The organism is Nonomuraea glycinis, from assembly GCF_035920485.1.
GTDB lineage: Bacteria > Actinomycetota > Actinomycetes > Streptosporangiales > Streptosporangiaceae > Nonomuraea > Nonomuraea glycinis.
Map to the genome: position 1 here is coordinate 4,544,229 of NZ_CP109166.1, position 24,717 is coordinate 4,568,945.

At 70.1% G+C, this 24,717-nt stretch carries 19 protein-coding genes and 1 pseudogene; 8 read left to right on the plus strand and 12 right to left on the minus strand.

Annotated features, from left to right (window positions below):
* Positions 1–54 precede the first annotated feature (54 nt).
* The 3 genes from OHA68_RS21585 to OHA68_RS21595 form a co-directional block, all read right to left on the minus strand.
* Positions 55–4,833 carry a GH92 family glycosyl hydrolase gene (locus OHA68_RS21585; protein ID WP_327109241.1) on the minus strand — a complete coding sequence of 1,593 codons (4,779 nt, stop codon included), beginning with the start codon at positions 4,831–4,833 and terminating at the stop codon, positions 55–57.
* Between the two features lie 179 nt (positions 4,834–5,012).
* Entirely contained in the window at positions 5,013–5,741 is a 729-nt protein-coding gene (locus OHA68_RS21590) for an AAA family ATPase (protein ID WP_327109242.1), read from the minus strand.
* A 65-nt stretch (positions 5,742–5,806) separates the two neighbouring features.
* The gene (locus tag OHA68_RS21595) at positions 5,807–6,355 is read right to left on the minus strand and encodes a TetR/AcrR family transcriptional regulator (protein ID WP_327109243.1); all 549 of its coding nucleotides are present in this window, start codon (positions 6,353–6,355) and stop codon (positions 5,807–5,809) included.
* A gap of 89 nt (positions 6,356–6,444) precedes the next feature.
* Here OHA68_RS21595 and OHA68_RS21600 point away from each other — a divergent pair, with 89 nt between their 5' ends.
* From OHA68_RS21600 to OHA68_RS21615, 5 genes and pseudogenes are all read left to right on the plus strand, one after another.
* Complete coding sequence (locus OHA68_RS21600; RefSeq protein ID WP_327109244.1) at positions 6,445–7,146, plus strand: NADPH-dependent F420 reductase; 702 nt, start codon at positions 6,445–6,447, stop codon at positions 7,144–7,146.
* An 82-nt stretch (positions 7,147–7,228) separates the two neighbouring features.
* Positions 7,229–7,513: pseudogene (locus OHA68_RS45350) on the plus strand (alcohol dehydrogenase catalytic domain-containing protein); the annotation flags it as partial.
* A 110-nt stretch (positions 7,514–7,623) separates the two neighbouring features.
* Positions 7,624–8,046, plus strand: coding sequence for an MDR/zinc-dependent alcohol dehydrogenase-like family protein (locus OHA68_RS21605; RefSeq protein WP_327109245.1), 423 nt, complete (start codon positions 7,624–7,626; stop codon positions 8,044–8,046).
* 64 nt (positions 8,047–8,110) lie between these two features.
* Positions 8,111–9,967: a DUF4118 domain-containing protein gene (locus OHA68_RS21610; protein ID WP_327109246.1), complete on the plus strand. Its 1,857-nt coding sequence runs from the start codon at positions 8,111–8,113 to the stop codon at positions 9,965–9,967.
* Positions 9,964–10,629, plus strand: a complete 666-nt coding sequence (locus tag OHA68_RS21615) for a response regulator (RefSeq protein WP_327109247.1) — start codon at positions 9,964–9,966, stop codon at positions 10,627–10,629. Before OHA68_RS21610 ends, OHA68_RS21615 begins: the two co-directional genes overlap by 4 nt.
* A gap of 6 nt (positions 10,630–10,635) precedes the next feature.
* On the opposite strand, the gene OHA68_RS21620 is transcribed toward OHA68_RS21615, so the two are convergent.
* The 8 genes from OHA68_RS21620 to OHA68_RS21655 form a co-directional block, all read right to left on the minus strand.
* Positions 10,636–12,525: an amino acid transporter gene (locus OHA68_RS21620; RefSeq protein ID WP_327109248.1), complete on the minus strand. Its 1,890-nt coding sequence runs from the start codon at positions 12,523–12,525 to the stop codon at positions 10,636–10,638.
* Between the two features lie 59 nt (positions 12,526–12,584).
* Entirely contained in the window at positions 12,585–13,229 is a 645-nt protein-coding gene (locus OHA68_RS21625; RefSeq protein WP_327109249.1) for a TetR/AcrR family transcriptional regulator, read from the minus strand.
* A gap of 78 nt (positions 13,230–13,307) precedes the next feature.
* On the minus strand, positions 13,308–14,531 hold the full coding sequence (locus tag OHA68_RS21630; RefSeq protein ID WP_327109250.1) for an RNA polymerase sigma factor: 1,224 nt from the start codon (positions 14,529–14,531) through the stop codon (positions 13,308–13,310).
* Positions 14,528–14,863: a YciI family protein gene (locus tag OHA68_RS21635; protein WP_189138611.1), complete on the minus strand. Its 336-nt coding sequence runs from the start codon at positions 14,861–14,863 to the stop codon at positions 14,528–14,530. Before OHA68_RS21635 ends, OHA68_RS21630 begins: the two co-directional genes overlap by 4 nt.
* A 20-nt stretch (positions 14,864–14,883) precedes the next feature.
* Complete coding sequence (locus tag OHA68_RS21640) at positions 14,884–15,504, minus strand: dihydrofolate reductase family protein (protein ID WP_189138610.1); 621 nt, start codon at positions 15,502–15,504, stop codon at positions 14,884–14,886.
* 70 nt (positions 15,505–15,574) lie between these two features.
* Complete coding sequence (locus tag OHA68_RS21645) at positions 15,575–15,970, minus strand: hypothetical protein (RefSeq protein ID WP_189138609.1); 396 nt, start codon at positions 15,968–15,970, stop codon at positions 15,575–15,577.
* Between the two features lie 267 nt (positions 15,971–16,237).
* Complete coding sequence (locus OHA68_RS21650; protein WP_327109251.1) at positions 16,238–16,882, minus strand: class I SAM-dependent methyltransferase; 645 nt, start codon at positions 16,880–16,882, stop codon at positions 16,238–16,240.
* A gap of 93 nt (positions 16,883–16,975) precedes the next feature.
* Positions 16,976–18,124 carry an FAD-dependent monooxygenase gene (locus OHA68_RS21655; protein WP_327109252.1) on the minus strand — a complete coding sequence of 383 codons (1,149 nt, stop codon included), beginning with the start codon at positions 18,122–18,124 and terminating at the stop codon, positions 16,976–16,978.
* A 129-nt stretch (positions 18,125–18,253) separates the two neighbouring features.
* Here OHA68_RS21655 and dnaE point away from each other — a divergent pair, with 129 nt between their 5' ends.
* Positions 18,254–21,808, plus strand: a complete 3,555-nt coding sequence (gene dnaE, locus OHA68_RS21660) for a DNA polymerase III subunit alpha (protein WP_327109253.1) — start codon at positions 18,254–18,256, stop codon at positions 21,806–21,808.
* 71 nt (positions 21,809–21,879) lie between these two features.
* Positions 21,880–23,559 carry an amidohydrolase gene (locus OHA68_RS21665; RefSeq protein ID WP_327109254.1) on the plus strand — a complete coding sequence of 560 codons (1,680 nt, stop codon included), beginning with the start codon at positions 21,880–21,882 and terminating at the stop codon, positions 23,557–23,559.
* Positions 23,560–23,628: 69 nt separating this feature from the next.
* On the opposite strand, the gene OHA68_RS21670 is transcribed toward OHA68_RS21665, so the two are convergent.
* On the minus strand, positions 23,629–24,063 hold the full coding sequence (locus OHA68_RS21670) for a nuclear transport factor 2 family protein (RefSeq protein ID WP_327109255.1): 435 nt from the start codon (positions 24,061–24,063) through the stop codon (positions 23,629–23,631).
* A gap of 87 nt (positions 24,064–24,150) precedes the next feature.
* On the opposite strand from OHA68_RS21670, the gene OHA68_RS21675 reads away from it, so the two are divergent.
* A complete protein-coding gene (locus OHA68_RS21675; protein WP_327109256.1) occupies positions 24,151–24,702 on the plus strand; it encodes a TetR/AcrR family transcriptional regulator in 552 nt (183 codons plus the stop codon).
* The last annotated feature ends 15 nt before the right edge of the window (positions 24,703–24,717 follow it).

Below are 24,717 nucleotides of genomic sequence, written 5' to 3' on the forward strand. Positions count from 1 at the left end.
GGAGGCGGCCGGTGCCCCGCCACGCAGGACACCGGCCCATGACCTCACACCGGCTCAGCCCGCCGAGCGCAGCTCCAGCCGCACTCTCGCGAGCCACGCCCCCCAGCCGTCCTGCGGCTGGCTGTCGGCGATGCGCAGGTAGAACGTCCGCGCCGCACCGCGCACCTCATCCAGGCCGAGCGTGCGCTCGGCGCGGTTGCCCAGGTCGCGCACGTTGGCGTCCTCCCGCAGCACGGTCCGCCAGCTCTGGTTGTCGGTCGAGACCTGCACCAGGAACTGGTTGCCGATGTCCAGCGTCAGCGACCCGCCGGTCACCCCGGCCGGCAGCGTGAACCGGTAGGTGGCGTGGCTGTTGCCGTCGGTGAACCGGGCGCGTCCGTCGTGCACCTCGCCGTCGAGCTGGGACCCGCCCTCCTCCAGGAGCCAGGGCGTCTCGGCCGCGGTGCCGGGCGTGAACTGCACGGTGTCGCCGAGCACCGTCACCGTCGTCTGCCTGCTCGCCGTCCCGGTGGCGAGCTGGATCGGATGGCTGCCGGGGGTCACCGTCGCCGGCACCGTCACCTGGAACTCCACCGTCTTCGACGCGTTCGGGGCGATGGACCCGAGGTCGGCGGAGGCGGGCTGGACGGTCCAGCCCTGCGGCGCGGTCGCGGTCAGCCGGCCCGAGGCTGGCCGGGTGGCGTGGTTCGTCACGGTCGCCGCGAGCGTCACGGTCTCACCGGCCGAGCCGAAGACCCCGGCGGACTCGATGAGCAGCGACGAGGTGGCGGGCGGCTCATGCGCCAGCAGCTCGATCTCGGCCAGCGAGATCGGGGACGTGCCGCCGGCGAACCTGATCCGGTACTGCTCGTACGCGCCAGGGCTGTGGATCTTGAAGGGGCGGGTCTGCCGCGCCCACTGGAAGTTCTCCTCCGTCCGCTTGTCGATCGCCTTCCACACGTTGCCCTTGGTGAGGCCTTCCAGCACCCAGCCGGTGGGGTTCCCGGCGAGCTCGCCGACGCCGGAGGTGAGTGTGTAGAAGCTCGCCTGTTCGGCCTCGGGGAAGGTGTACTGGACCCACTCGGGCAGCGTCGCCTGGGTGGTCGAGTCGTTGTCGAACAGCGCGCTGACGTCGGCGCCGCCGAACCCGGTCGCGGTGCCGCGCCCCGGCCCGGTCACGTCACGCAGCGGCTCGGCGATCCGGTCGCCGTCGGTGATCGACGGCGGCGCGGCGTCCCTGCCGGTGCCCCAGCGCGACGGCTTCGGCCCCATGTCGAACACCAGCTCGCCGCCGTTCGCGATCAGGTCGTGGGGGAGGTACGTCTTGTCGTACGACCTGCCGTTGACCTTGAGCCCCTGCACGTAGACGTTGCGGTCGCTGTTGCCGTTGGCCTTGATCACCAGCTTCTTGCCGTTCTCCAGCCGGATCGTGGCCTTGGTGAACAGCGGGGAGCCGATCGCGTAGGTGGGGCTGCCCATCTGCAGCGGATAGAAGCCCAGCGCGCCGAAGACCTGCCAGGCCGACATCTCGCCGTTGTCCTCGTCGCCCGGGTAGCCCTGGCCGATCTCGCTGCCCACGTACAACCGCGACAGCGCCTCCCGGACCCTGGCCTGGGTCTTCCACGGCTGTCCGGTGAAGTGGTACATGTACGGGATGTGGTGCGAGGGCTGGTTGCTGTGCCCGTACTGTCCCATCCGGACGTCGCGGGCCTCGCGCATCTCGTGGATGACCCCGGTGTACGAGCCGGGGAACGTCGCCGTCTCCGGGGTGGCGAAGAAGGCGTCCAGTTTGTCGGCCAGTTTGTCCGCGCCGCCGTACAGGTTGGCCAGGCCGCGGCCGTCCTGCGGGACGTGGAAGGCCATGTTCCAGCCGTTGGTCTCGGTGTAGTCGAAGCCCCAGGTGCGCGGGTCGTAGGCGCCCGGCCTGTTACGGAAGGAGCCGTCGGCGTTGCGGCCCTGGAAGAAGCGGACCGCGGGGTCGTACATGTGCACGTAGTTGAGCGCCCGGTTGCGGAAGTACTCGTGCTCCTCCAGGTAGCGGGCGCGCTGCGCGCCCTTGGCGCGCTCGGCCAGCGACTTGGCCATGTTCGCGATGCCGAAGTCGTTGATGTAGCCGTCCATCGCCCACGACATCGCCTCGCCGGTCGACTCGATGCTCGTGTAGCCGAGGAAGGCGGAGGTGGACAGGCCCTTGCGGCCCACGTGGCGGGTGGTCGGGGTGACCGTGGCGTTCTTGAGCGCGGCCTGGTAGGCGGTCGCGGCGTCGAAGCCCTTGATCCCCTTCAGGTGGGCGTCGGCGAAGGCGACGTCCGAGCTGGTGCCGACCATCAGATCGGCGTACCCCGGCGACGACCAGCGCGCGATCCAGCCGCCGTCCTCGTACTGCCGGACGAAGCCGTCGACCATCTCCCCGGCCGCCTTGGGGGTGAGCAGCGCGTACGCGGGCCAGGTGGTGCGGTAGGTGTCCCAGAAGCCGTTGTTGACGTACACCTTCCCGTCCGCCACCTTCGCCCCCGTCTCGGTGGGGGTGCTGGGCGGGGTGCTGGTGGCCGACTGCACGGCATGCTTGTACACCGGCGCGCTCTTGGTGCCGGTGTTCTCGAAGCCGGAGTTGGGATACAGGAACAGCCGGTACAGGTTGGAGTAGAGCGTGACCAACTGGTCCTTGCTCGCCCCCTCGACCTCGATGACGCCCAGCTTGGCGTCCCAGGCGCCGGCCGCCCGCTCGCTGACCTTCTCCAGCGTGTCGGAGGCGCCGATCTCCAGCTCCAGGTTCTTCCTGGCCTGCTCGACGCTGATCAGCGAGGACGCGATCCGCATGGTGACCGTGCGCGTCTGCCCGGCGTCGAAGGCCAGGTAGCCCAGCACGTTGTCGCGGCCCTGGCCGGTCAGCTTGCCGCCGCCGGTGACGGGACGGTCGAAGACGGCGTAGTAGAACATCCGGCCGGCGCCGTTGGACAGGTCGCTGCGCACGTCGGAGTAGCCCGTCACCACGCCGCCGGCGGTGTCCAGGGTCAGGCCGCCGTTGTCGTCGACGTTGTCGAAGATCAGCTTGGCGGAGGAGCCGGGGAAGGTGAAGCGGGCCAGCGCCGCGTGATCCGCCGGCGCGATCTCGGTCTTCAGCCCGTTGTCGAAGGTGACCCCGTACAGGTGCGGCTGCGCGACCTCCCGCTCGTGCCGGAAGGGCAGCGCGCGGGCGGCCCGGGCCGGGTCCGGCACCCCTTCGGCCGCCGACGGCATGAACTGGAACGTCTGCCGGTCACCCATCCACGGGCTCGGCTCGTGGCTGGCGGTGAACGCCTCGATCTGGGGCAGGTTGGCCGCGTTGTTGTCGCGGTGGTACTCGTACAGCCAGTTCGTCGCCTCGGCGTTGGTCATCGGCGTCCAGAAGTTGAACCCGTGCGGCACGGCGGTGGCCGGGAAGTTGTTCCCGCGCGAGAACCCGCCCGTGGAGTGGGTGCCCCGGGTGGTGATCACATGCTGCGACGGCCGCGCGTCGCCGCGCGTCCTACGGCCCTCGTACGGCTGCCGCTTGCGCTCGGCGACTAGCTTGATGTCGTCCACCCAGCCGCGGAACCCGGCCTCTCCCTCGGCGGAGTCGTAGGCCACCAGGATGCGGCTGATCCGCTTGCCCTTGGCGACCTTGCCGATCTCGGCGTGCTTGTAGTTCCACTGGTCCACGTACAGGGTCTTGGACTCGCCCTGCGCGCGGGGCGTCAGCCGGACCCCGTGCTGGTCGACGGCCTTGAGGTCGCTGAGGTAGGTGCCGTCGCTGAAGGCCAGGTCCACCGAGGCGTACGTGCTGGGGTAGCGCAGGTCGGCCGCGGTGAACTGGGGGAAGAGCACGTACGACAACTCCATCCCGGAGGTGACCGGGATGTCCACCTCGAACACCTTGTTGGTGGAGTGGCCGCCGGTCTTCTTGGTGGTGCTGCCCTCGTACTTGAAGGCCTTGGAGCCGGAGAAGCCGGAGCGCGGCTTGGAGACGTACCCACCGCTCGGCGGCCCGTCGCTCAGCCGGCTGCGCATGTCGCTCGGCGGCCGGGGGCCCTGGCCGTCCGACAGCTCCCACTCGGCCAGCTGCAGGGTGGAGCCGCTGCCGATGCGGGTGATGTTCAGCCGGTAGTGGGCGTAGGCGGTGGTGTTCTCGAAACGGTACTCCTTGCGCTGGTGGCGCTCGGTGAACGTCTCGCCGGTCCGGGTGTCCAGGGTGGTCCAGCTCTGCCCGTCCTGCGAGCCCTGGAGCTGCCAGTCGCGGGGGTCGCGCTGGGGCACGTCGTCGGCGGAGGTCAGCGCGTAGTGCTTGACCACGACCGGGGCGACCAGGGCGTACCGCGCCCAGGCCGTGCCGGTGAACACCAGCCACTTGGTGTTCGCGTCGGTGTCGGCCAGGTGCTCCTTCACCTCACCGTTGGCCGCGTACTCGCCGCTGACGTCGATCCGGGTGATCTGGTCGGAGATGCTGCCCTCGATGCCGCCGATCATGACGCCGGTGACGTTCGCGGCCTTCTTGACGCCCCGGGCGTTGGTCTCGGTGGTGTCGGTCCAGGTCGGCTGCGGGTCTCCGGTCTCGAAGGAGGACAGGAAGGCCGCCCCTTCGTCCCGCGCCAGCGCCTGCCCGTCCTGCGCCGCGCGCTGCTCAGCCGCCACCGAGGGGGCCTCCTCGGTCTGTCTCGGGTCGGGAAGCGGGCTGTGGGACGGGCCGGGGGAGGGGGTGCCGGACGGGCCGGGGTTGGGGACCGGATCCGGCCCCGCCCCGCTGGTCAGCGCGGCGGTCGCGGGGGCCGCGAGGGCGAGGGCGACGACGGCGGATAAGAGCGCGGTCAGGAGAGCTCGTGGGGGAGGGTGCTTCATGGTGGGGGGACCTCTCGTGCGTTCAGCCAGGTGAGCAGCATCACGAAGGCGGCTGGGGGGCAGGCTTATGACAACGTTGTCAACGAATGATCTGTTAAGGAAGTTTTCAAACCCGCAGCACCTTGTCAAGGGCCCCGTCACGGCGCACCGCACGACGGTGTGAGACCGACGTCCCTGCCTCAATCGGCGTCCAGGGCGTACCGCAGGTAGAAGTCCGGCTTGGCCATGAACCGGCGCCAGTGGTCGACCAACTGGAGGTTCTCCCACTCCGCCGGGTGCATGCCGTCCTCGTTCAGTTCGAGGATCTGAGCGCCTGGCAGACTTGCGAGGATCGGCGAATGGGTGGCACAGACGATCTGGCCGCCCTCGCCCGCGACGCGATTCATGAGGGCGACCAGTCGCACGCACGACTGGAACGACAGCGCGGCCTCGGGCTCGTCCATCAGATAGAGCCCCGGCCCGGACACCATGCGTTCGAGAACGGTGAAGAACCCCTCGCCGTGGGACTGCTCCGTAAGATCGTCTTCCCAGAATCCGTGCATCCCGGAAACGTTCCGTCCGAGGTTGAACAGCGTTTCGGCGCGGAAGAAGAACGCGCGCCGCCGGGTGCGAGGACCGTGCAGGAGACGCAGACCCGTCGTGGTGAGCTCAGCGTCCAGAACCTCGCCGAGCGGGGTGCGCTCGCCGGTCGAGGAGTATTTGGTCCCCGCCTTGCCGCCCTCGGAGTTGATGCCGCACACATCGGCGATGGCCTCGACCAAGGTCGACTTCCCCGACCCGTTCTCACCCACCAGGAAGGTGACCGGGCGGGTGAGGGCCAGCCCGTGCTCGACCAGATGACGCACCGGAGGCAGGGCGCCGGACCAGCCGCTGGGCAAGTGAGGGGCCTCCAGCCGGGTCAACAGCACCGCTACCGCCTTTCCGCCTCATCCAGCAGCCGATGAGTGTACGCCCACGTCCGCTGATCTGTCTGTCAGGACCTCTTGCGCAGTCCGTCGGTGACGACGGCGAGGATCGGTTCCAGCGGGTCTTCTTTCCTGGCCATGCACGCCGACATCAGTGCCCTGATGTCGGCGTAGCTGACATCGGCGCGCACGTCGCCCGATTTCTGGGCGGCGGCGAGCAGTTCGTGCAGCCGGCCGCACAGGTCGGCGCCGGCGCGTTCGCCGATGGCGTCCAGCCGGCGGTCGGCGCCGGCCAGCTCGGCCAGTCCGCAGTCGGCCGCCCCCTCGCGCACCAGCGCGGTGAACAGGGCGAAGAAGGCGGTGACGGGATCTTCGCGGCGGGCGAGTTCGTCGGCTTCGGCGGTGAGCTTCACCAGCCGGGCGGACACGATCGCGGTGAGGAGATCCTCCTTCGTCGGGAAGTGCCGGCTCACCGTGCCGGTGCCGACCCCGGCGCGGCGGGCGATCTCGTGGACGGGCACGGACAGGCCCTCGGTGGCGAACACCTCGGCCGCCACCTCCAGCACGCGTGCCCGGTTACGTCGCGCGTCGGCCCGCGGCACGCGTTCGTCCGACATGATCCACACCCCTCTATCGACAAACGGGACGGCCATCCCGTATATTTCAAGCAACCGGGACGCCCGTCCCGATTCTAGGAGGTCCAGCCATGTCACACCAGCCCACCCTCGGACTCATCGGCAGCGGAAAGATCGGCGGCGCCCTCGCCCGCCTCGCCGTCGACGCCGGCCTCAACGTCGTCCTCAGCAACTCCCGCGGCCCGGAAACCCTCGCCGACCTGGTCGCGGAGCTGGGACCACAGGCTCGCGCCGCCACCCCGGCGGAAGCGGCGGCCGCCGGGGACTGGGTCGTGGTCACCATCCCGTTGAAGAACTACCGCCAGGTCCCGGTGGCGCCACTGGCCGGCAAGGTCGTCCTCGACACGGCCAACTACTATCCCGACCGCGACGGCTCGATCGCGGAACTGGACGCTGAAGAGGTCACCACCAGCGAGCTGCTCCAGCGGCACCTGCCGGACAGCAAGATCGTCAAGGCGTTCAACAACATCTGGGTCAACCACCTGATCTCGCTGGCCCGCCCGGCGGGCTCACCCGATCGTTCGGTCCTGCCGATCGCCGGCGACGCGACGGACGCGAAAGCCGCCGCCACCCAGCTGCTCGACCTGATCGGCTTCGACGCCCTCGACACCGGATCCCTCGCCGACAGCTGGCGCTTCCAGCGCGACACCCCGGCCTACGTCGGGTTGTATTTCAAGGACCCGCAGAACAAGACCGTGGAGGACCCCGGCGGGCCGATGAGCGCCGAGACGATGCGCGCGGCGCTGGCGGCGGCCCAACGCCCGAACGCCTGAACCACGGCTTCTCGTTCGCCATCGAGGCGGACGACTCCTGAGGAGACCGCCCGGCCACTGTCACACCATCATGGAGATAAAGATGAAAGCCATCGTGTACCGGGAGATCGGTGATCCCTCCGTCCTGAAGCTCATCGAGCGTGACGTGCCCGAGCCCGGACCCGGCGAGGTCCGCATCCGCATCCACGCCTCCGGCGTCAACCCGACCGACTGGAGGGCACGCTCCAGCTCCGAGTGGCCGATGCCCTATCCCGAGGTGACCCCGCACCACGACGGCGGCGGCGTGATCGACGCGGTCGGTCCGGGCGTCGAGACGTTAGCGCCCGGCGACCGGGTGTGGGTGATGTCGGCGGGGCTCGGGTACAACACCGGCACCGCCCAGGAGCTCACGGTCCTGCCCACGTCCAAGGTGTGGCCGCTGCCGGAGAACGCGTCGTTCGAGGTGGGCGCAGCGCTCGGAATACCCGCGCTCACCACGTGGTCAACTACCGCGAGGGCGACCCGGTGGCCGAGATCCGCGCGGTGGCGCAGGACGGCGTGGACGTCGTCGTCGAGGTCGCTGTGGCGGAGAACCTCGACGTCGACCTGGCGGTGCTCAAGAACAGTGGCACGATCGCGGTCTACAACGACGACAACCCCAAGGTGGAGCTGAACATCCTGCAGAACATCGGGCTCGACACCCGGTTCCAATTTCTCCTGGCCCTCTCCACCGACGAGCGGATGGCGCGGATGGCGGGCGCGGCCGACGACGTCACGGCGGCGGTGCGGGACGGCGCGATGGGCGTGGGCGAGGAGCACGGGCTGCCGGTGCTCCGCTTCCCGCTGGCCGAGACCGCCGCGGCGCAGCTCGCCTCGCAGAACGGTGCCGTGGGCAAGGTGATCGTCGACCCCACGGCGTGACGCCGGCGGAATAGACAGCGGTCGCCTATGAGGGGTGTCGAAACGCTGCCCGTAGCCTTGGCGTATGAGCGAGGTCGGCGAGGTCACCTGGGAGGCGCGTGAGCGGGTCGTCGTCGCTCTCACGGGCGGGCCCGAAGGCGACACGCTGGTCCGGCGGGCCGCCCGCATCGCCGCCCGGAACCAGGACGCCGATCTGCTCGCCGTGCATGTGACCCCCGCCGACGCCGACGCGCCCGGCCTCGCCCGCCTGCGGGCCCTGGTGGAGAGCCTGGGCGGGTCCTACCATCACGTCGTCGGCGAGGACGTCCCGCGTGCGCTGATCGACTTCGCCCGTGGCGTGAACGCCACCCAGCTGGTGCTGGGCGCCTCCCGCAGGGGACGGTTCGCGCAGATCATGTCGCGTGGCGTCGGGGTCACCATCATCGCGCTGTCCGGCTCGATCGACGTGCACATGGTCACGCACGAGGAGGCGAGCAGGGGCCGCCCGGGGTGGTCGCACGGGCGGACGGCGCTGACCCCCGGCCGCCGGGTGGCCGGGTGGGTGATGGCGGTGGCCGGGATCCCGGCGCTGACGGCCGTGCTGCTGCCGGCCAGGGGCGACCTGGCGCCCTCCAGCGAGATGTTGCTGCTGCTGTTCGCGGTGGTCGGCGTCGCGCTGACCGGCGGCATGTGGCCGGCGCTCACGGCGGCGGTCGGCGCGTCGCTGCTGCTCAACCTGTTCTATACGCCGCCGGTCGGCCTGCTCGCCATCGCCGATCCGGAGAACATCCTGGCGCTGGTCGTGTTCGTCCTGGTGGCGGTGGCGGTCAGCGTGATCGTGGACATCGCGGCCCGCCGCACCCGGGAGGCCGCCCGGGCCACCGCCGAGGCCGAGCTGCTGTCCACTCTGGCGGGCCACGTGCTGCGCGGCGAGGCGGCCGTGTCGTCGCTGCTCGCGCGGATGCGGGAGACGTTCGGGCTGACCTCGGTGACGCTGCTGGAGCGGCGCGCCGAGCCGAGCCCCGACGACCTGGCCGAGCCGGAGCGCTGGCGGATCGTCGCCACCTCCGGCGGCCTGCCCGCGACCTGCCCGGCCGCCGCCGACACCGTCGTGGTGATCGACGAGCAGCTCGTCCTCACCGCGCGCGGCAGGCCGTCGGCCGCGGCCGACCGGCGGGTGCTGGAGGCGTTCGCCACCGAGGCGGCGGTGGCGCTGCGGCACGAGCGCCTGGCGCGGGAGGCCGAGCGGGCCCGGCCGCTGGCCGCCGCCGACCGGATGCGCACCGCCCTGCTCGCCGCCGTCAGCCACGACCTGCGCACCCCGCTCGCCTCGGCCAAGGCCGCCGTGGACAGCCTGGCCGAGCCCGGCATCGTCTGGTCCGGGCAGGACCGCGCCGAGCTGCTCGGCGCGGCCCGGCAGTCGCTGGCCAAGCTGGAGCGCCTGGTGGTCAACCTGCTCGACATGAGCCGGCTGCAGGCGGGGGTGCTGGGGGTCGACCTCCAGCCGACCTCGCTGGCGGACGTCCTGCCGGGAGCCGTCGACGACCTGGACCGGTCGCGGGACCGCGTCGAGTCCGCCGTCGGCGCCGAGCTGCCCGAGGTGCTGGCCGACCCGGCGCTGCTGGAGCGGGTGCTGGCCAATCTGATGGCCAACGCGGTCCGCTACAGTCCGCCGGGGGAGAAGGTGCTCGTCACCGCGAGCCGGCACGCCGCACAGGTGGAGGTGCGCGTCGCGGATCGCGGTCCCGGCATCCCGCGAGAGGCGTACGAGCAGGTCTTCCTGCCTTTCCAGCGGTTCGGCGACCGGGACAACCATGCGGGGGTCGGGCTCGGGCTGGCCTTGTCCCGGGGGCTGGCCGAGGCGATGGGCGGCACGCTCATGCCCGATCGGACACCAGGGGGAGGTCTCACCATGATCCTCACGTTGAGCGTGGCGTCATGACCCGCATTCTCGTCGTGGACGACGAGCCGCAGTTGCTGAGCACGCTGCGGATCAACCTCGCCGCCCGGCAGTACGACGTCGCGGTGGCCGCCGACGGCGCCGGCGCCCTGCACAAGGCCGCCGAATGGCACCCGGACCTGGTCATCCTTGACCTTGGCCTGCCCGATCTGGACGGCATGGACGTCATCCACGGGCTGCGCGGCTGGACGAGTACGCCGATCATCGTGCTGTCGGGCCGGGCCGGCAACGCCGACAAGGTCGAGGCGCTGGACGCGGGCGCGGACGACTACGTCACCAAGCCCTTCGGCATCGACGAGTTGCTGGCCCGCGTCCGCGCCGTCTCCCGCCGGACGAGCCAGGAGGAGGACCTGGCGCCGGTCCGGATCGGTGACCACGAGGTGGACCTGACGACGAAGACGGTCTCCGGCGGGGTGCGGCTGACCCCGACCGAATGGCACATCCTGGAGATCCTGCTGCGCAACCCCGGCAAGCTGATCGGCCAGCGGCTCCTGCTGTCGGAGGTGTGGGGCGTGAAGTACGTCAAGGAGTTCCACTACCTGCGCCAGTACCTCGCCCAGCTGCGCCGCAAGCTGGAGCGCGACCCGGCGCACCCGGTGCACCTCATCACCGAACCGGGCATGGGCTACCGGTTCAAGCCCTGAGCCCGGTCAGCCGACGTGCACGACGGGGCGGCGGCCGGGGTCGGGCTCGGCCTGGCGGAGCACCTCCCGGGTGAGCGGCGGGATGTCGCCGCCGCCGAAGACGAGATAGCGCAGCAGCGCGCCGATCGGGTTGCCCTCGGCCGCCCAGTGAAAGTAGACATGCGGCGTTCTGCCCGCCTCGTCACGCAGGTGCAGCAGCAGGGCGGCGATGGCGTTGGCGACCGTGGAGCTCTGCGTCCGCATGATCCGGAAGCCGTGCCGCTCCTCGCCCACGACGTGCAGCTCGCCGGCGAACTCGGACGCGTCGGGGATGGTGACCTCCAGGAAGATCGGGCCCTCGCTGGTGCGCAGGCGGTGCAGCTCCCACGCCTCACGCATCTTGTCGACGTACTCCTTGCCGGTGCGCTCGTTCGGTTCGTTGGCGATGAGGTAGATCTCGCCGACCTCGTCGAGGAAGCGGCGGGCCTGGTCGTCGAGGGTGACGCGGGTGACGCGCAGTTCGGTGGACCGGGTCGCGCGGGAGATCAGCGAGATCAGCACGATGGCGAGCACGAACAGCAGGGCGATGACCAGGCCGTCGGGGCGCTCGATGATGTTGGCTACCGTGGCGTAGCCGAAGATCAGCGTGACGAACGCGAAGAAGGACGCGGCGCGGTGCCGGCCGCCGATCCAGGCGGACAGGGTCACGGCGACCGCCGCCGAGAGGATCAGGGCCAGCACGCCGGTGGCGTAGGCCCCGCCCTGTACCTCCACCTCCGCGTCGAAGAACAGCGTGATGAGGACGGAGACGCCGGTGAACACCAGCACCATCGGCCGGGCGGCGCGTGACCAGTCCGGCGCCATGCCGTACCGGGGCAGGTAGCGCGGCACGATGTTGAGCAGCCCGGCCAGCGCGGAGGCCCCGGCGAACCACAGGATGCCGATCGTGGACAGGTCGTAGGCGGTGCCGAACCAGTCACCGAGGTACTCGTGGGCCAGGTAGGCGAGCGCCCGCCCGTTGGCCGCCCCGCCCTCGGCGAACTCCCCGGCGGGGATCAGCACCGTGGTGGCGAGGCTCGACGTGATCAGGAACAGGCTCATGATCAGCGCGGCCGTGGTCAGCAGCTTGCGCGCGCCCTTGATCCGTACCTCGATATCGCCCTTGACCAGGGGCATCACCGCGACGCCCGTCTCGAAGCCGGACAGGCCGAGGGCGAGCTTGGGCATGACGTACAAGGAGACCGCCACCATGGCGAGAGGGCTGGCGTAGTCGGCGGCGAGCACGCCCCGCCAGTCGGTCACCCGCTCCGGCTCGGCCAGCACGTGCAGGATCGCCGTGGTGAGCACGACGAGGTTGAGCAGCAGGTAGACGCCGACCAGCACGACGGCGATGGAGATCGCCTCGCTGAAGCCGACCAGGAACACCCCGCCGAGGGCGGCGATCAGCACCAGCGTGACCGGCACCTGCCAGTGCGCCCAGGAGTGCGGCACGAACGGGTTGTGCAGGATGTGCGCGGTGGCGTCGGCGGCGGACAGGGTGATCGTGACGATGAACGCCGTGGCCACGAACCCGAGCAGGAACAGCACCAGCAGCTTGCCGCGCCAGCCGGGCAGCAGCCGCTCCAGCATCGACAGCGAGCCCAGCCCGTTCGGGCTCTCCCTGGCCACCGCCCGGTAGGTCGGCAGCGCGCCGAACAGGGTGAGCGCCACCAGCAGCAGGGTCGCGACCGGACTGAGGGCGCCGGCGGCCAGCGCGGCGATGCCCGGCTGGTAGCCCAGGGTGGAGAAGTAGTCCACGCCGGTCAGGCACATCACCTGCCACCAGGTGTGCCGGTGGTCCGGCCCGGCGGCCTGGGTCTCCGGCCGCTGCAAACCCTTCAGCATCCAGGTGCGAACCCGCACTCCCGCATCGATCACCCAAAGGACACTAATGACGAAGAGGACAGACCCTGCATGATCAGGGCATCAAGAAAACGTCAATATGGCTCAGCGGGGGAGTAGTCGCCGGGGAGCAGCAGGGCGCGGTGCACCATCTGGTGGAGCCGGAGCCGGAAGCGCCGCCACTCCCGCTCGTCGGTGTAGGTCTTGGGCACGCCTTCGTCGTGCGGCACGCCGCCGAGCGCGAAGCCGTGGATGCACCAGGTGCACATGTACAGGACGTACTGCAGGTCGGTGTCCCCGGTCAGTTGCCCGGCCGCCACAGCGGGCTGGAACAGGTCCAGGATGCTCTGGTAGAGAGGCTGAAGGTAGCGCGTCTCCACCTCCGCCACGTCCATGGCGTCCGACAACCACCGGTGTGTCCGCAGCGCGTAGGCGTCGGGGTGGACGGCGACGAAGTCGAGCTGGTTGTCGACGAGCAGGTGGAGCGCCGCCGCGACGTCCAGGCTCTCCGCCTCGCGGAGCTGGTCCAGCACCGCGTGCAGCGACGCGCGCTCCTCGTCGTAGGCGTGCCGCATGACGGCGATGTAGAGCTCCCGCCGGCCGCCGAAGAACTCCTCGATGGCGGCCGGCTGCACGCCGGCCGCTTCGGCGATCTGCGAGGTCGAGGTGGCGTCGTAACCGAGCGCGGCGAACAGCTTGTACGCGACCTGAAGGACGCGCTCGTGGTCCGAAGAAGCCATGGTCAAAACGTACGTTCGCACCACCGCCGGTTTCGGCGGCCACCCTGGGAGACGCGTTCAAGATTGCGCATGCCCAGCTCAAATCGGCCGACGGGTCTCGGTGAGACGCTCGGCGAGGAAGGCGCGTTCGGCGTCGTTGCCGGCCAGCGCGATCGCCCGCTCGTACGCCTCGGCGGCCTCGGCCCGGCGGCCCGAGCGGCGCAGCAGGTCGGCCCTGATCGCCGGCAGGTAGCGGTAGGTGGCGAGCCGCCCGTCCCGCTCCAGCGCCTCGACGTCGGCCAGGGCGGCCGCCGGCCCGCTGACCATGGCGAGCGCCACCGCCCGGTTGAGCGCCACCACCGGCGACGGCCAGACCTTCAGCAACTCGTCGTAGAGCACCAGGATCTGCGCCCAGTCGGTGTCGGCGTACGTGGGAGCGGTGGCGTGCAGCGTCGCGATGGCGGCCTGGAGGGCGAACCGGCCCGGCGCGCCGCCACGCAGCGCGGCCACGACCAGCTCGTCCGCCTCGGCGATCGCCTCCTGGTCCCAGGCCGAACGGTCCTGCTCCGCCAGGAGCAGCAGACGCCCGTCCGCGGCGGCGCGGCCGGCCCGGCGGGCATGGCCGGCCAGCAGCAGCGCGAGCAGCCCGCGTACCTCCCGCTCGGCCGGCATCAGGTCGCGGAGCAGCCGGGCCAGGTCCAGCGCGTACGCGGCCAGGTCGTCCCTGGTCAGCGCGGGTCCCGCCGGCGCGGTGTGACCGGTGGTGAAGAGCAGGTGGATCGCGGTGAGCGCGGCGTCCAGCCGGTCCGGCAACTCGGCGGGAGCCGGCATCCTGAACGGGATCCGGGCCGCCATGATCTTCTTCTTGGCCCGGGTGATCCGGGCCGCCATGGTCGGCTCGGAGACCAGGAACGCGCGCGCGATGTCCGGCACGCTCACCCCGCAGACCAGCCGCAGGGTGAGCGCGACCTGCGCCTCGATGGCCAGCGCCGGGTGACAGCACAGGAAGACCAGCCGCAGCCGGTCGTCATGGGGCCCCGGCTCGGCGGCGACGTCCGGCTCCACCAGCAGGTGCAGCTTCGAGCGCAGCGTCCTGGCCCGGCGCAGGGCGTCCAGCGCGTTGTGCCGGGCGGCGGTGGTCAGCCAGGCGCCCGGCCTGGCGGGCACGCCGTCGCGCGTCCAGGAGGCGAGCGCGGCGGCGTACGCGTCCTGGACGCACTCCTCGGCCAGGTCCAGGTCACGGGTGACGCGCACCGTCACGGCGAGCAACCTGGCCCACTCGTGACGGTGCGCCTCGGCCACCGCCTGCTGGGCGGAGGTCATCCGGCCAGCAGCGGCCGCACTTCCACGGCGCCATCCATGATCGGCAGCAGCCGGCCGACGGCGACCGCCGTCTCCAGGTCCGCGGCCTCCACCACGAAGAACCCGGCGATCACCTCCTTGCTCTCCAGGAACGGGCCGTCGGTGACCAGGCCGTCCTTGTGGATCGTCCGCGTGGTCGCGCTGGGCTCCAGCGCCTGCTCGTGGACGACCCGGACGCCCATCGCGGCGATCTTCTCGCCGGCGCTCAGGTTGGCCGCCATGACCTCGGGCGGGATGTCGGCCACCCCGCCGGGCGTCTCCTTCTCGTAGATCAGAATCGCGTACTGCGGCATGGCCGCTCCCCTCTGCTCGATCACCAGTTGCCGGTCTCGGGGCCGAGCTCGCCGTAGCCCACCTTGCCACTCCTCGCGTACGTGCTCACGACCACGCCCGAGCTCGACGTCGTGCTGTCGAGCAGGTCGAGCCCGGCCGTACCGGTCCTGAAGAGTCGTTTGCCCGAGCCGAGGAGCACCGGGAAGACCAGCAGGTGGAACTCGTCCACGAGGTCGTGCTCGATGAGCGTCTGGATCAGCTCCCCACTGCCGTGCACCTGGATCTCGCCGCCCTCGCCCCGCTTGAGCTCGCCGACCGCCTCGACGACGTCGCCGGTGAGCAGCGTCGAGTTCTGCCAGGTCACCGTGTCCAGGGTGCGGGAGGCGACGTACTTGCGCAGGCCGTTCATCCGCGCCCCGATCGGGTCCTCGGGGCCGGCCAGCGGCCAGGTGGCGGCGAAGCCCTCGTAGGTCGCGCGCCCGAGCAGGAGCGCCCCGGCCCTGGCGGTCAGCGCGGCCATCCGCTGGATGAGCTCCTCGTTCATGTGCGGCACCGCCCAGCCGCCGTGCTCGAACCCGCCCGTACGGTCCTCGTCCGGGCCGCCCGGCCCCTGTACGACGCCGTCCAGGGACATGAACGTGGTCACCATCAGTTTCCGCATGATCATTCCTTGTCAGTCGGTGATGCCTTCACTGACTACGGCGAACGAGACCGGCCACAATCGACAGCCGTCACGAATGGGAGGCGCGGATCTCCGTCATGGTGAAGTCGTCGACGATGTGCCGGTTCTGCAGCAGGAACCCGACCACGCCCGCCACCGCCTCCGCGCTCAGCGCCGCCCGCACGTGCCCGCTCAGGACGTAGACCAGCGGCGTCGACGGCTGGTCCAGCGCGAACCGGCGGCCGTGGCGGTGCACGTCCTGCAGCGCCCTGATCGGGATCGGCCGCGTGGTGGTGAACCACGCCGCGACCTCCCACAGGGGCAGCTCCGGATCGGCCGTGGCGGAGGCTTCGTAGCAGGTGATGCAGCCGTTGCCGGCGTGCTGGCCGTGCGAGCAGGTCCACTTGACGACGTCCGCCGAGCTCTGGGCGTTGAGAATCGCCGCTTCGGTGACACGGCGGCGCATCGGACGTGGCGCGTCCCCGAACGGCGGATATGAGTCGCTGGCGATGATGGTTCCCTTCGGGCCCAGTTCGGCGTGGCCCGAGCCTAACCCCGTGCGACGTCAGGGGGAATCATGACCACACCCGCCTCCCGCGACGCCCGTGCTTGGCCGCGCGCCGCCGATGGACAAGGCCTGATCATTGTACGTGAACCGCTGTTGTCACTGGTCAGCGCTGAGGCGCACAGTAACGCTCATCGCTACCCGAGACGGCGGAGCTCACACGGTCACCTACTCCTTCTCGGGTCGTACGGCCTGGATGTAGCGCAGCCGGGGCGGCAGCTCGCCCTCGGCCTCGACGCGGAAACCGGCGTCGGGGACGAGCGTGCCGAGCACGTCGTGGCCGTGATGCCGGATGAGCAGCTCGCCCAGCCGCCGGGCCAGCGCGTTCGCCGGCGGCCTGAGGTCGGCGACGAGCAGCCGCCCGCCCGGCCGCAGCACGCGGAGCATCTCCCGGACCGCCTCCAGCCGGTCGCCGGCGGGGAGGTGGTGCAGCGCCAGGCTGGAGACGACCGTGTCGAAGGAGCCGTCCGGGAACGGCAGGGCCTGGCCCCTGCCGACCGTGTAGTCACAGTTGCCGGGTGCGCGGCGGAGCGCGTACTCGATCATGGCGGGGGAGGGGTCCAGGCCCGTCACGTGCCCGGAGGGCGTCACCACCGGCGCGAGCACCCGCGTCAGGTAGCCGGTGCCGCAGCCCACGTCCAGGATGCGGTCACCGGCTCGCGGCCTGGCCAGGGCCGCCAGGCGGGTGAAGGTGTAGCGGCGGGCCCCGGCGAAGGCGATGGCCGAGGCGATCTCGTAGGCGCGCGGATGATTGAGCGTCCTGCCGGAGTCGGCGTGCTCGGTGTGGTGCTGCAGGAGCTTGCCCGTGCTCATGGTGGGCTTCCCTTCTCGTCCGGCGTGTTCCACCAACGAATGATGTGCGTACGGGATGTCCAGGTCAACGACCGAATCCGGCAATCTCCGGGTTCAGCGGCTGAACCGCCCGACCACCTGCCAGATCCGGTAGTACAGCCCCGGCGGCAGATGCGCGAGCAGCCCGGAGTGCCGCTGCCCGAGCAGCTCCATCAGCTGCTCCGGCGGCCGGTCGATGTAGCGCGGGAGCTTCTCGAACCACTGGGCGCTGTGCCGGGCCGACCGCTGCGCGGACCGGATCTCGGATCGGCGGGTCTTCTCGTAGCGGGCCAGGGCGGGCTCGAGCTCCGTGTTCCGATGCAACTCCTCGGCCAGGACGGCGGCGTCCCCGAGGGCGAGGCCGGTGCCCGAGCCGATGGAGTAGTGCGTGGTGTGCGCGGCGTCCCCGAGCAGGACGAGGTTGCCCCGGTGCCACGTCCGGTTGTTGGTCAGGGTGGGGAAGTGCTCCCAGCGCGCGCTGCCGTCGGCCCGCGTGCGGCCGATCAGCGGGTGCCCGTCCAGCACGTCGGCGAACAGCTTCTCCAGCATGCTCAGGCAGTCGGCCTCGTTCGTCCCGTCGAACCCGAGCCCCTGCCACGTCTCGGGGGTGCACTCGACGACGACGGTGCTCTGCTCCGGGCTGAAGCCGTAGCCGTAACACCAGATCCAGCCGTGCTCGGTCTCGCGAAAGGCGAAGGTGAAGGCGTCGAAGACCTTGGTGGTGCCCAGCCAGAGGTAGGGGTGCCGGCCGACCGTCATCTCGGTGCCGAAGTGGTCGGCATGCCGCTCCCGCAGCACGCTGTTGACGCCGTCGCCGGCGACGACCAGGTCGGCGTCGGTCAGCTCGTCCTCGTGGCGGATCTCGCAGTCGAACTCCAGCTGTACGCCGAGCGCGCGGGCCCGCTCGGCGAAAATGTCGAGCAGCCGCTGGCGGCCGACGCCGAACCCCTCGGCGCCGTTCTCGACGGTGACCGTCACGCGGTCGTGGACGTGCGTGACCCAGTCCTGCCAGCGGACCGAGCTCTCGCTGATGGCGTTCCCGGACTCCGGGTCGGCGCTCCGCAGATATTCGATCAGCGCCTCCCAGTAGGTCACCCCCCAGCCGAACGTGGATCCGGCGGGGTTGCGCTCGTAGACGGTGATGTCGTGGGACGGGTTCATCCGCTTCATCAGGATCGAGAAGTACAGGCTGGCGGGGCCCCCGCCGACACAGTTGATCTTCACATCTCCCCCTTATGTGACTTAACGTAATCAACATGTAGCACATGGTGGTCGGGGGAAAGTGCGGCGGGGTGCATGGGACGGAATAGGCTCCTGCGGTAAGTCTGGCCAAGGCGAGCGTTAGGGGACCAGGTGAGCAAGTCCTTCGTGCATCTGCACGTACACACCGAATACAGCATGCTGGACGGCGCGGCCAAGATGAAGCCGCTGTTCAAGGAGGCCGAGCGGCTGGAGATGCCGGCGATCGCGATGTCGGATCACGGCAACATGTTCGGTGCGTACGAGTTCCAGAAGGTGGCGAAGGGCAGCCCGGTCAAGCCGATCATCGGGATCGAGGCGTACGTCGCGCCGGAGAACCGGTTCGTCAAGAAACCGGTCTTCTGGGGCCGGCGCGCGGAGACCGGGGTGGCGGACGGCGAAGGCGGGAAAGACGTCTCGGGCGGCGGCCGGTTCACCCACATGACCATGTGGGCCAAGGACGCCGACGGCTTGCGCAACCTGTTCCGCCTGTCGTCTTTGGCGTCGTTCGAGGGATATTACTCAAAGCCCCGGATGGACCAGGAGCTGGTCGCGCAGCACGCGTCCGGGATCATCGCCACCACCGGCTGTCCCTCCGGCGCGGTGCAGACGCGGCTGCGGCTCGGCCAGTACGACGAGGCGGTCCGGGTCGCCGGCGAATACCAGGAGATCTTCGGCAAGGAGAACTACTTCCTGGAGCTGATGGACCACGGCATCGACATCGAGCGGGAGGTCCGGGCGGATCTGCTCCGGCTGGCCAAGCAGCTCAGCATCCCGCTCCTGGTCACCAACGACAGCCACTACGTGACCGAGGACCAGGCCGACGCGCACGACAGCCTCCTGTGCGTCGGCGTGGGCAAGAACAAGGACGACCCCAACCGCTTCCGGTTCAACGGCTCGGGTTACTACCTCAAGAGCGCCGACGAGATGTACGCCCTGTTCACCGAGCTGCCGGAGGCGTGCGACAACACGCTGCTGGTGGCCGAGATGGTCGGCGACTACACCGAGGTGTTCGGCGAGGTGAACCGGATGCCGGACTACCCCGACGTGCCCGAGGGGGAGACGCAGGAGTCGTGGCTGCGCAAGGAGGTGGAGCGCGGCCTGGAGCTGCGCTACGGCACCCCCGTCCCGCAGGAGGTCCTGGAGCGGTACGAGACCGAGATGAAGGTCATCGGCCCGATGGGGTTCTCCTCCTACTTCCTGGTCGTGGCCGACATCTGCAGCTACGCCCGCGACAACGGCATCGCGGTGGGGCCGGGCCGAGGCAGCGCCACCGGGTCGATCGTCGCCTACGCCACCCGCATCACCGAGCTCGACCCGCTGGAGCACGGCCTGTTGTTCGAGCGGTTCCTCAACCCCGAGCGGATCAACCCGCCGGACATCGACCTCGACTTCGACGACCGCCAGCGCGACCGCATGGTGGCCTACGTCACCGAGAAGTACGGCAGCGCGTACACCGCGCAGGTCAACACGTTCGGCACGATCAAGGCGAAGGCCGCCGTCAAGGACGCGTCGCGGATCCTCGGCTACCCGTTCGCGGTGGGTGACAAGATCACCAAGGCGATGCCGCCGGACGTCATGGGCAAGGGCGTCCCGCTCGCGGACATGTTCAACGAGGACCACCCCCGCTACAACGAGGGCGGCGAGATCCGGGCCCTGTACGAGAACGACCCGGACGTGCACAAGGTCATCGACACCGGCCGTGGCATCGAGGGCCTGATCCGCGGCACCGGCGTGCACGCGGCCGCGGTCATCCTGTCGTCGGCGCCGCTGCTGGACCTGATCCCGATGCACCGGCGGGACAAGGACGGCGTGATCATCACCGGGTTCGACTACCCGTCCTGCGAGGACATGGGCCTGGTCAAGATGGACTTCCTGGGTCTGCGGAACCTGGGCATCATCGACCACGCCATCAAGATCATCGAGCAGAACCGGGGGGTCCAGCTCGACACCCTGACGCTGCCCCTCGACGACGAGACGACCTACCGGCTGCTGGCCCGGGGCGACACCCTCGGCGTGTTCCAGCTCGACGGCGGCCCCATGCGGCAGCTTCTCAAGCTGATGGAGCCGAGCCGGTTCGAGGACATCGCGGCCGTGCTCGCCCTCTACCGGCCGGGACCGATGGCGGCCAACGCGCACACCAACTACGCGCACCGCAAGAACGCCCGCCAGGACATCGAGCCCATCCACCCGGAGCTGAAGGAGGCCCTGGAGCCGATCCTGGGCACCACCTTCCACCTGCTCGTCTACCAGGAGCAGATCATGGCCGTCGCCCGTGAGCTCGCGGGCTACACCCTGGGCGGCGCCGACATGCTGCGCCGGGCCATGGGCAAGAAGAAGAAGGAGGTCCTGGACGCCGAGTGGGGCAAGTTCTCCGCCGGTATGCGCGCCAACGGCTACTCCGACGAGTCGATCCAGGCGCTGTGGGACGTCATGCTGCCGTTCTCCGGTTACGCGTTCAACAAGTCGCACACCGCCGGCTACGGACTGGTCGCCTACTGGACCGCCTACCTCAAGGCCAACTACCCGGCCGAGTACATGGCGGCCCTGCTCACCTCGGTCGGGGACGACAAGGACAAGGCCGCCATCTACCTGGCCGAATGCCGAAAAATGGGTATTCAGGTGCTCGCGCCGGACGTCAACGAGTCCCAGCTCGACTTCGTCGCGGTCGGCGACGACAAGGTGCGCTTCGGCCTCGGCGCGGTCCGCAACGTGGGCGCGAACGTCGTCGAAGGCGTCGTCAAGGCCCGCAAGGAGAAGGGCCGCTACACCGACTTCGACGACTTCCTCGGCAAGGTGCCCCTGCCCGTCTGCAACAAGCGGGTCATCGAGTCGCTGATCAAGGCGGGCGCGTTCGACTCGCTCGAACATCCGCGCAAGGGCCTGCTCATGATCCACGAGCAGGCGGTCGAGTCGGTCATCGACATCAAGAAGAACGAGGCCCACGGCCAGGACTCCCTGTTCGGCGGCGCGGACGACGCCGACGAGGACACGGCGTTCACCGTCGCCATCCCGGACATGGAATGGGACAAGAAGACCAAGCTCGACTTCGAACGGGAGATGCTCGGTCTGTACGTCTCCGACCACCCGCTCGCCGGCGCGGAGCGGCTGCTGGCCCGCAACCGGGACACCGCGATCGCCGACCTGCTCGACAGCGGCCGCGACGACCGCGGCGACGTCACCGTCTGCGGCATGATCGCCAACGTGGACAAGCGGGTCAACAAGGCCGGCAACGTGTGGGCGATCGTCACCGTCGAGGACATGGACGCGGCGGTGGAGTGCCTGTTCTTCCCCAAGAGCCACGAGCTGTACGGTCCCGAGCTGCGCAAGGACGCCGTGGTGTCGGTGCACGGGCAGATCAACAACCGGGACGGCGCCATCTCGGTCTTCGCCCAGGACCTGACCCCGATCGACGTGTCCGGCATCACCAGCGACGCCGGGCACCCCGTCACTCTGAAACTGCGTGAGGAACGCATCAACCCGCAGGTCATCGAGGAGCTCCGCAACGTGCTGAAGCTGCACCAGGGACAGGTGCCGCTGCTGATCAACCTGAGGCGCATCGCCGGCAACACCATCGTGCTCGCCCTGCCGGAGTTCCAGGTCAACCCCGAGCCGAGCTTCGCCGCCGACATCAAGCAGCTTTTCGGCTCGGAGGCGATCGCACTCTGAACCAGGGGCCGCCCTCTTGTCATCGACGATCTTCCGGCGGATAGTCGAAGTTTCAATGAAGGGCGGCCCGCATGGATCGACGGCTCGTTTCCCGGCGTAGCGTCCTGGGCACCAGTGCGGCGGCGATCGGCGGCGCGATCGCCACCCCCGGCGCGGCGGCGACGCCCGCTTCGGAGACATCGGCGACGGTGCCGCAGGGCGATCTGATCCTCCACAACGGCAAGATCCGCACTTTCGACGACCACGACCGCACCGTCTCCGCGGTCGCCGTCGCCCAGGGGCGCATCGTGGGCGCCGGGCTGAGCCTCGGGCGGCTGAAGCAGTCGGTCTCCCGGGACGCGAAGGTGATCGACCTGCGCGGCCACACCGTGATCCCCGGCATGATCGAGCCGCACGTCCACTTCGTTAGCCTGGCCATCCGCCCCGGCTACCACGTGGTGATCGAGAACGCGGGGAACATCGCCGGGATCCAGCGGTTACTCGCGGCCCGCCGCCGGGGGGTGCCGGAAGGCCGGTTCGTCACCGCGATGGGCGGCTGGCACCCGAACCTGTTCGCCGAACGCCGCCTGCCCACCCTGGCCGAGCTCGACGCCGCCGTGCCGGACCGCCCGGTGCTGCTGTTCCAGGGGTTCACCGGCCCGGCCGTGACGAACACCCCGGGCAAGGCGGTGCTGGAGTCGGCGGCCGTGCCGTCGGTCGTCGGCGCGGACGGCTCGATCGCCGCCGGGGCGAACGCCACGGCCGCCCTGTACAACGTCCGCCTGACCCAGACCTTCGAGGACAGGAAGCGCAGCACCCTCGACGCCATGGCCTACGCGGCGAGCGTCGGCATCACCAGCGTGCAGGACCATGTCGGCTTCCCCGTGCTCGGGCCGCCCACCCCTGGCCAGTTCCTGTCCAACTTCGACCACTACCGGATGTACGACTCCTGGCTCGCCCTGCACCGGGAGGACCGTACCTTCATCCGGTTGCAGACCAACTTCCTGCACAACCAGAACGACCTCGACCTGCCCGAGCTCACCCAGCGGCTGAACAACCAGTTCCAGCTCTTCGGCGACGACCTGATGATGACCGGCGGCATCGGCGAGTGGGGCGCCCCCGGTGACGGCAGCGGCCCGGTCTGGGCCAAGGCCCAGCAGTTGATCGCGCAGGCGGGCTGGCGCAACACCAACCGGGCGCTGAGCCTGGCCGCGCTGGAGGCCGAGATCGCCGGGTACGAGGCGGTGAACGCCCAGCACGACATCACCGGCCTGCGCTGGCGCATCGACCACGTGCCGGTGGTCACCACCGCGCTGCTCGACCGGCTCCAGGCGCTCGGCGGCGCCGTACAGTGCGGGGCGTTCAGCTTCGTGTCAGGCAGCGGCCCCGCGGCGGGCGCGCCCTTCCGTACCATCCTCGACCACGGCATCAAGGCCGGCATCCACCTCGACGGCGTGCACATCGCCCCGCTCAACCCCTGGTACGGCGTCTACTACGCCGTCACCGGCCGCAACGCGCTGGGCGGTCTCGTCAACGACGGTCAGCAGATCACCAGGGACGAGGCGGTACGGCTGTACACGAGGGAGAACGCCTGGTTCCTCAACATGGAGGACAGACTCGGCACGATCGAGAACGGCAAGCTCGGCGACCTCGTCGTCCTGGACCGCGACTACCGCACGACCGGCGACGAGGACCTCAAACGCATCAAACCGATCCTCACCACGGTAGGCGGCAAGATCGTCCACGACTCCGGCGACCTGACCCGCCACTGACCCCAGGATCCAACGAGCGGGACCCGGTACGGGTCCACGTCGAGGCGCACCAGGGCCAGGACCGGTCGGTCACTCCGCGGCGAGCAGGGCCATCGCCACGGGATTCTGGTACTCGCGCCACAGTGTGACGCGCCCGTCCCGGACCCGCACCACCACCGCGAACGGTGCGGCGGCACGCAGGCCGTCGGCCTCGCGGACCGCCTCCACCTCGTACTCGACGACGGCGACCTGCGGGTCGGCCGTCTCGTGGACAACCACATCGCGCACGGCCGTGAACCGGATGCGTTCCCGGAGCGCCTCCCGCTGCGGCACGGCTCTCGCGGCGAACGCCTCCCGTCCCTCGGTCCGCCGGGGCGCACCGGGCGGGGCGAACGGGGTCTCGACCACGCCATCGTCGGCGAGGAGCGTCTCCAGCCCGGCCGCTGTCCCCGTCAGCAGGTGATCCCGGAATCGTTCGAACGCCTCGCGTGGCCCTGTCAACGCTCCTCGGTCGACTTCGGTCACCGTGAACTCCTAACATGAGTTGTCACTCACTATCCTGCGGCTCAAATTATGAGTCGCCACTCATGTTGTCAATGCCCGGAGTTCACCATGTCTGAGCCGCCCCTCCGCGCCGATGCCCGCCGCAATCGGACCCGCATCCTCGCCGCCGCCGTCGAGGTCTTCGACCGGCACGGCACGTCCGCATCGACAGAGGAGGTCGCACGCTGTGCGGGCGTCGCCGTCGGCACCGTTTTCCGGCACTTTCCCACCAAGGCCGACCTGCTCGCTGCGATCATGAAGGACCTGCAGGACCGACTCGCCACCCGGGCCGAGACACTTGCTGCCGAGGGCGACCCCACCGCGCTGCTCACGTTCTTCGCCGAGGTCGTCGAGCACGCGGCCGGCGCCCGCACCGTGGTGCATCTGCTCACCGCCGGCGGGATGGACGTGGGCGTCGACCGCCAGGTCGCGGGTCTCGGCAAGGCTCTCGACACCCTGCTGGTACGGGCACGGGATGCGGGTACGGTCCGCGCCGACGTCGAGCTCGATGAGGTCATCGCCCTGCTCACCGCCGCCTGTCACGGCGCCCTGGCCGCTGGATGGGCGCCCGACCTCCGTCACCGCACCGTCGCCCGGCTCCTCGACGGCCTACGCCCCTGAACCCCTGGTGAAACA

Coding starts and splice junctions, on each gene's coding strand:
- OHA68_RS21585 (WP_327109241.1), bottom strand. CDS start 4,833: ATGAAGCACCCTCCCCCACGAGCTCTCCTGACCGCGCTCTTATCCGCC.
- OHA68_RS21595 (WP_327109243.1), bottom strand. CDS start 6,355: ATGTCGGACGAACGCGTGCCGCGGGCCGACGCGCGACGTAACCGGGCA.
- OHA68_RS21600 (WP_327109244.1), top strand. CDS start 6,445: ATGTCACACCAGCCCACCCTCGGACTCATCGGCAGCGGAAAGATCGGC.
- OHA68_RS21610 (WP_327109246.1), top strand. CDS start 8,111: ATGAGCGAGGTCGGCGAGGTCACCTGGGAGGCGCGTGAGCGGGTCGTC.
- OHA68_RS21615 (WP_327109247.1), top strand. CDS start 9,964: ATGACCCGCATTCTCGTCGTGGACGACGAGCCGCAGTTGCTGAGCACG.
- OHA68_RS21625 (WP_327109249.1), bottom strand. CDS start 13,229: ATGGCTTCTTCGGACCACGAGCGCGTCCTTCAGGTCGCGTACAAGCTG.
- OHA68_RS21630 (WP_327109250.1), bottom strand. CDS start 14,531: ATGACCTCCGCCCAGCAGGCGGTGGCCGAGGCGCACCGTCACGAGTGG.
- OHA68_RS21635 (WP_189138611.1), bottom strand. CDS start 14,863: ATGCCGCAGTACGCGATTCTGATCTACGAGAAGGAGACGCCCGGCGGG.
- OHA68_RS21640 (WP_189138610.1), bottom strand. CDS start 15,504: ATGCGGAAACTGATGGTGACCACGTTCATGTCCCTGGACGGCGTCGTA.
- OHA68_RS21645 (WP_189138609.1), bottom strand. CDS start 15,970: ATGCGCCGCCGTGTCACCGAAGCGGCGATTCTCAACGCCCAGAGCTCG.
- OHA68_RS21650 (WP_327109251.1), bottom strand. CDS start 16,882: ATGAGCACGGGCAAGCTCCTGCAGCACCACACCGAGCACGCCGACTCC.
- OHA68_RS21665 (WP_327109254.1), top strand. CDS start 21,880: ATGGATCGACGGCTCGTTTCCCGGCGTAGCGTCCTGGGCACCAGTGCG.
- OHA68_RS21675 (WP_327109256.1), top strand. CDS start 24,151: ATGTCTGAGCCGCCCCTCCGCGCCGATGCCCGCCGCAATCGGACCCGC.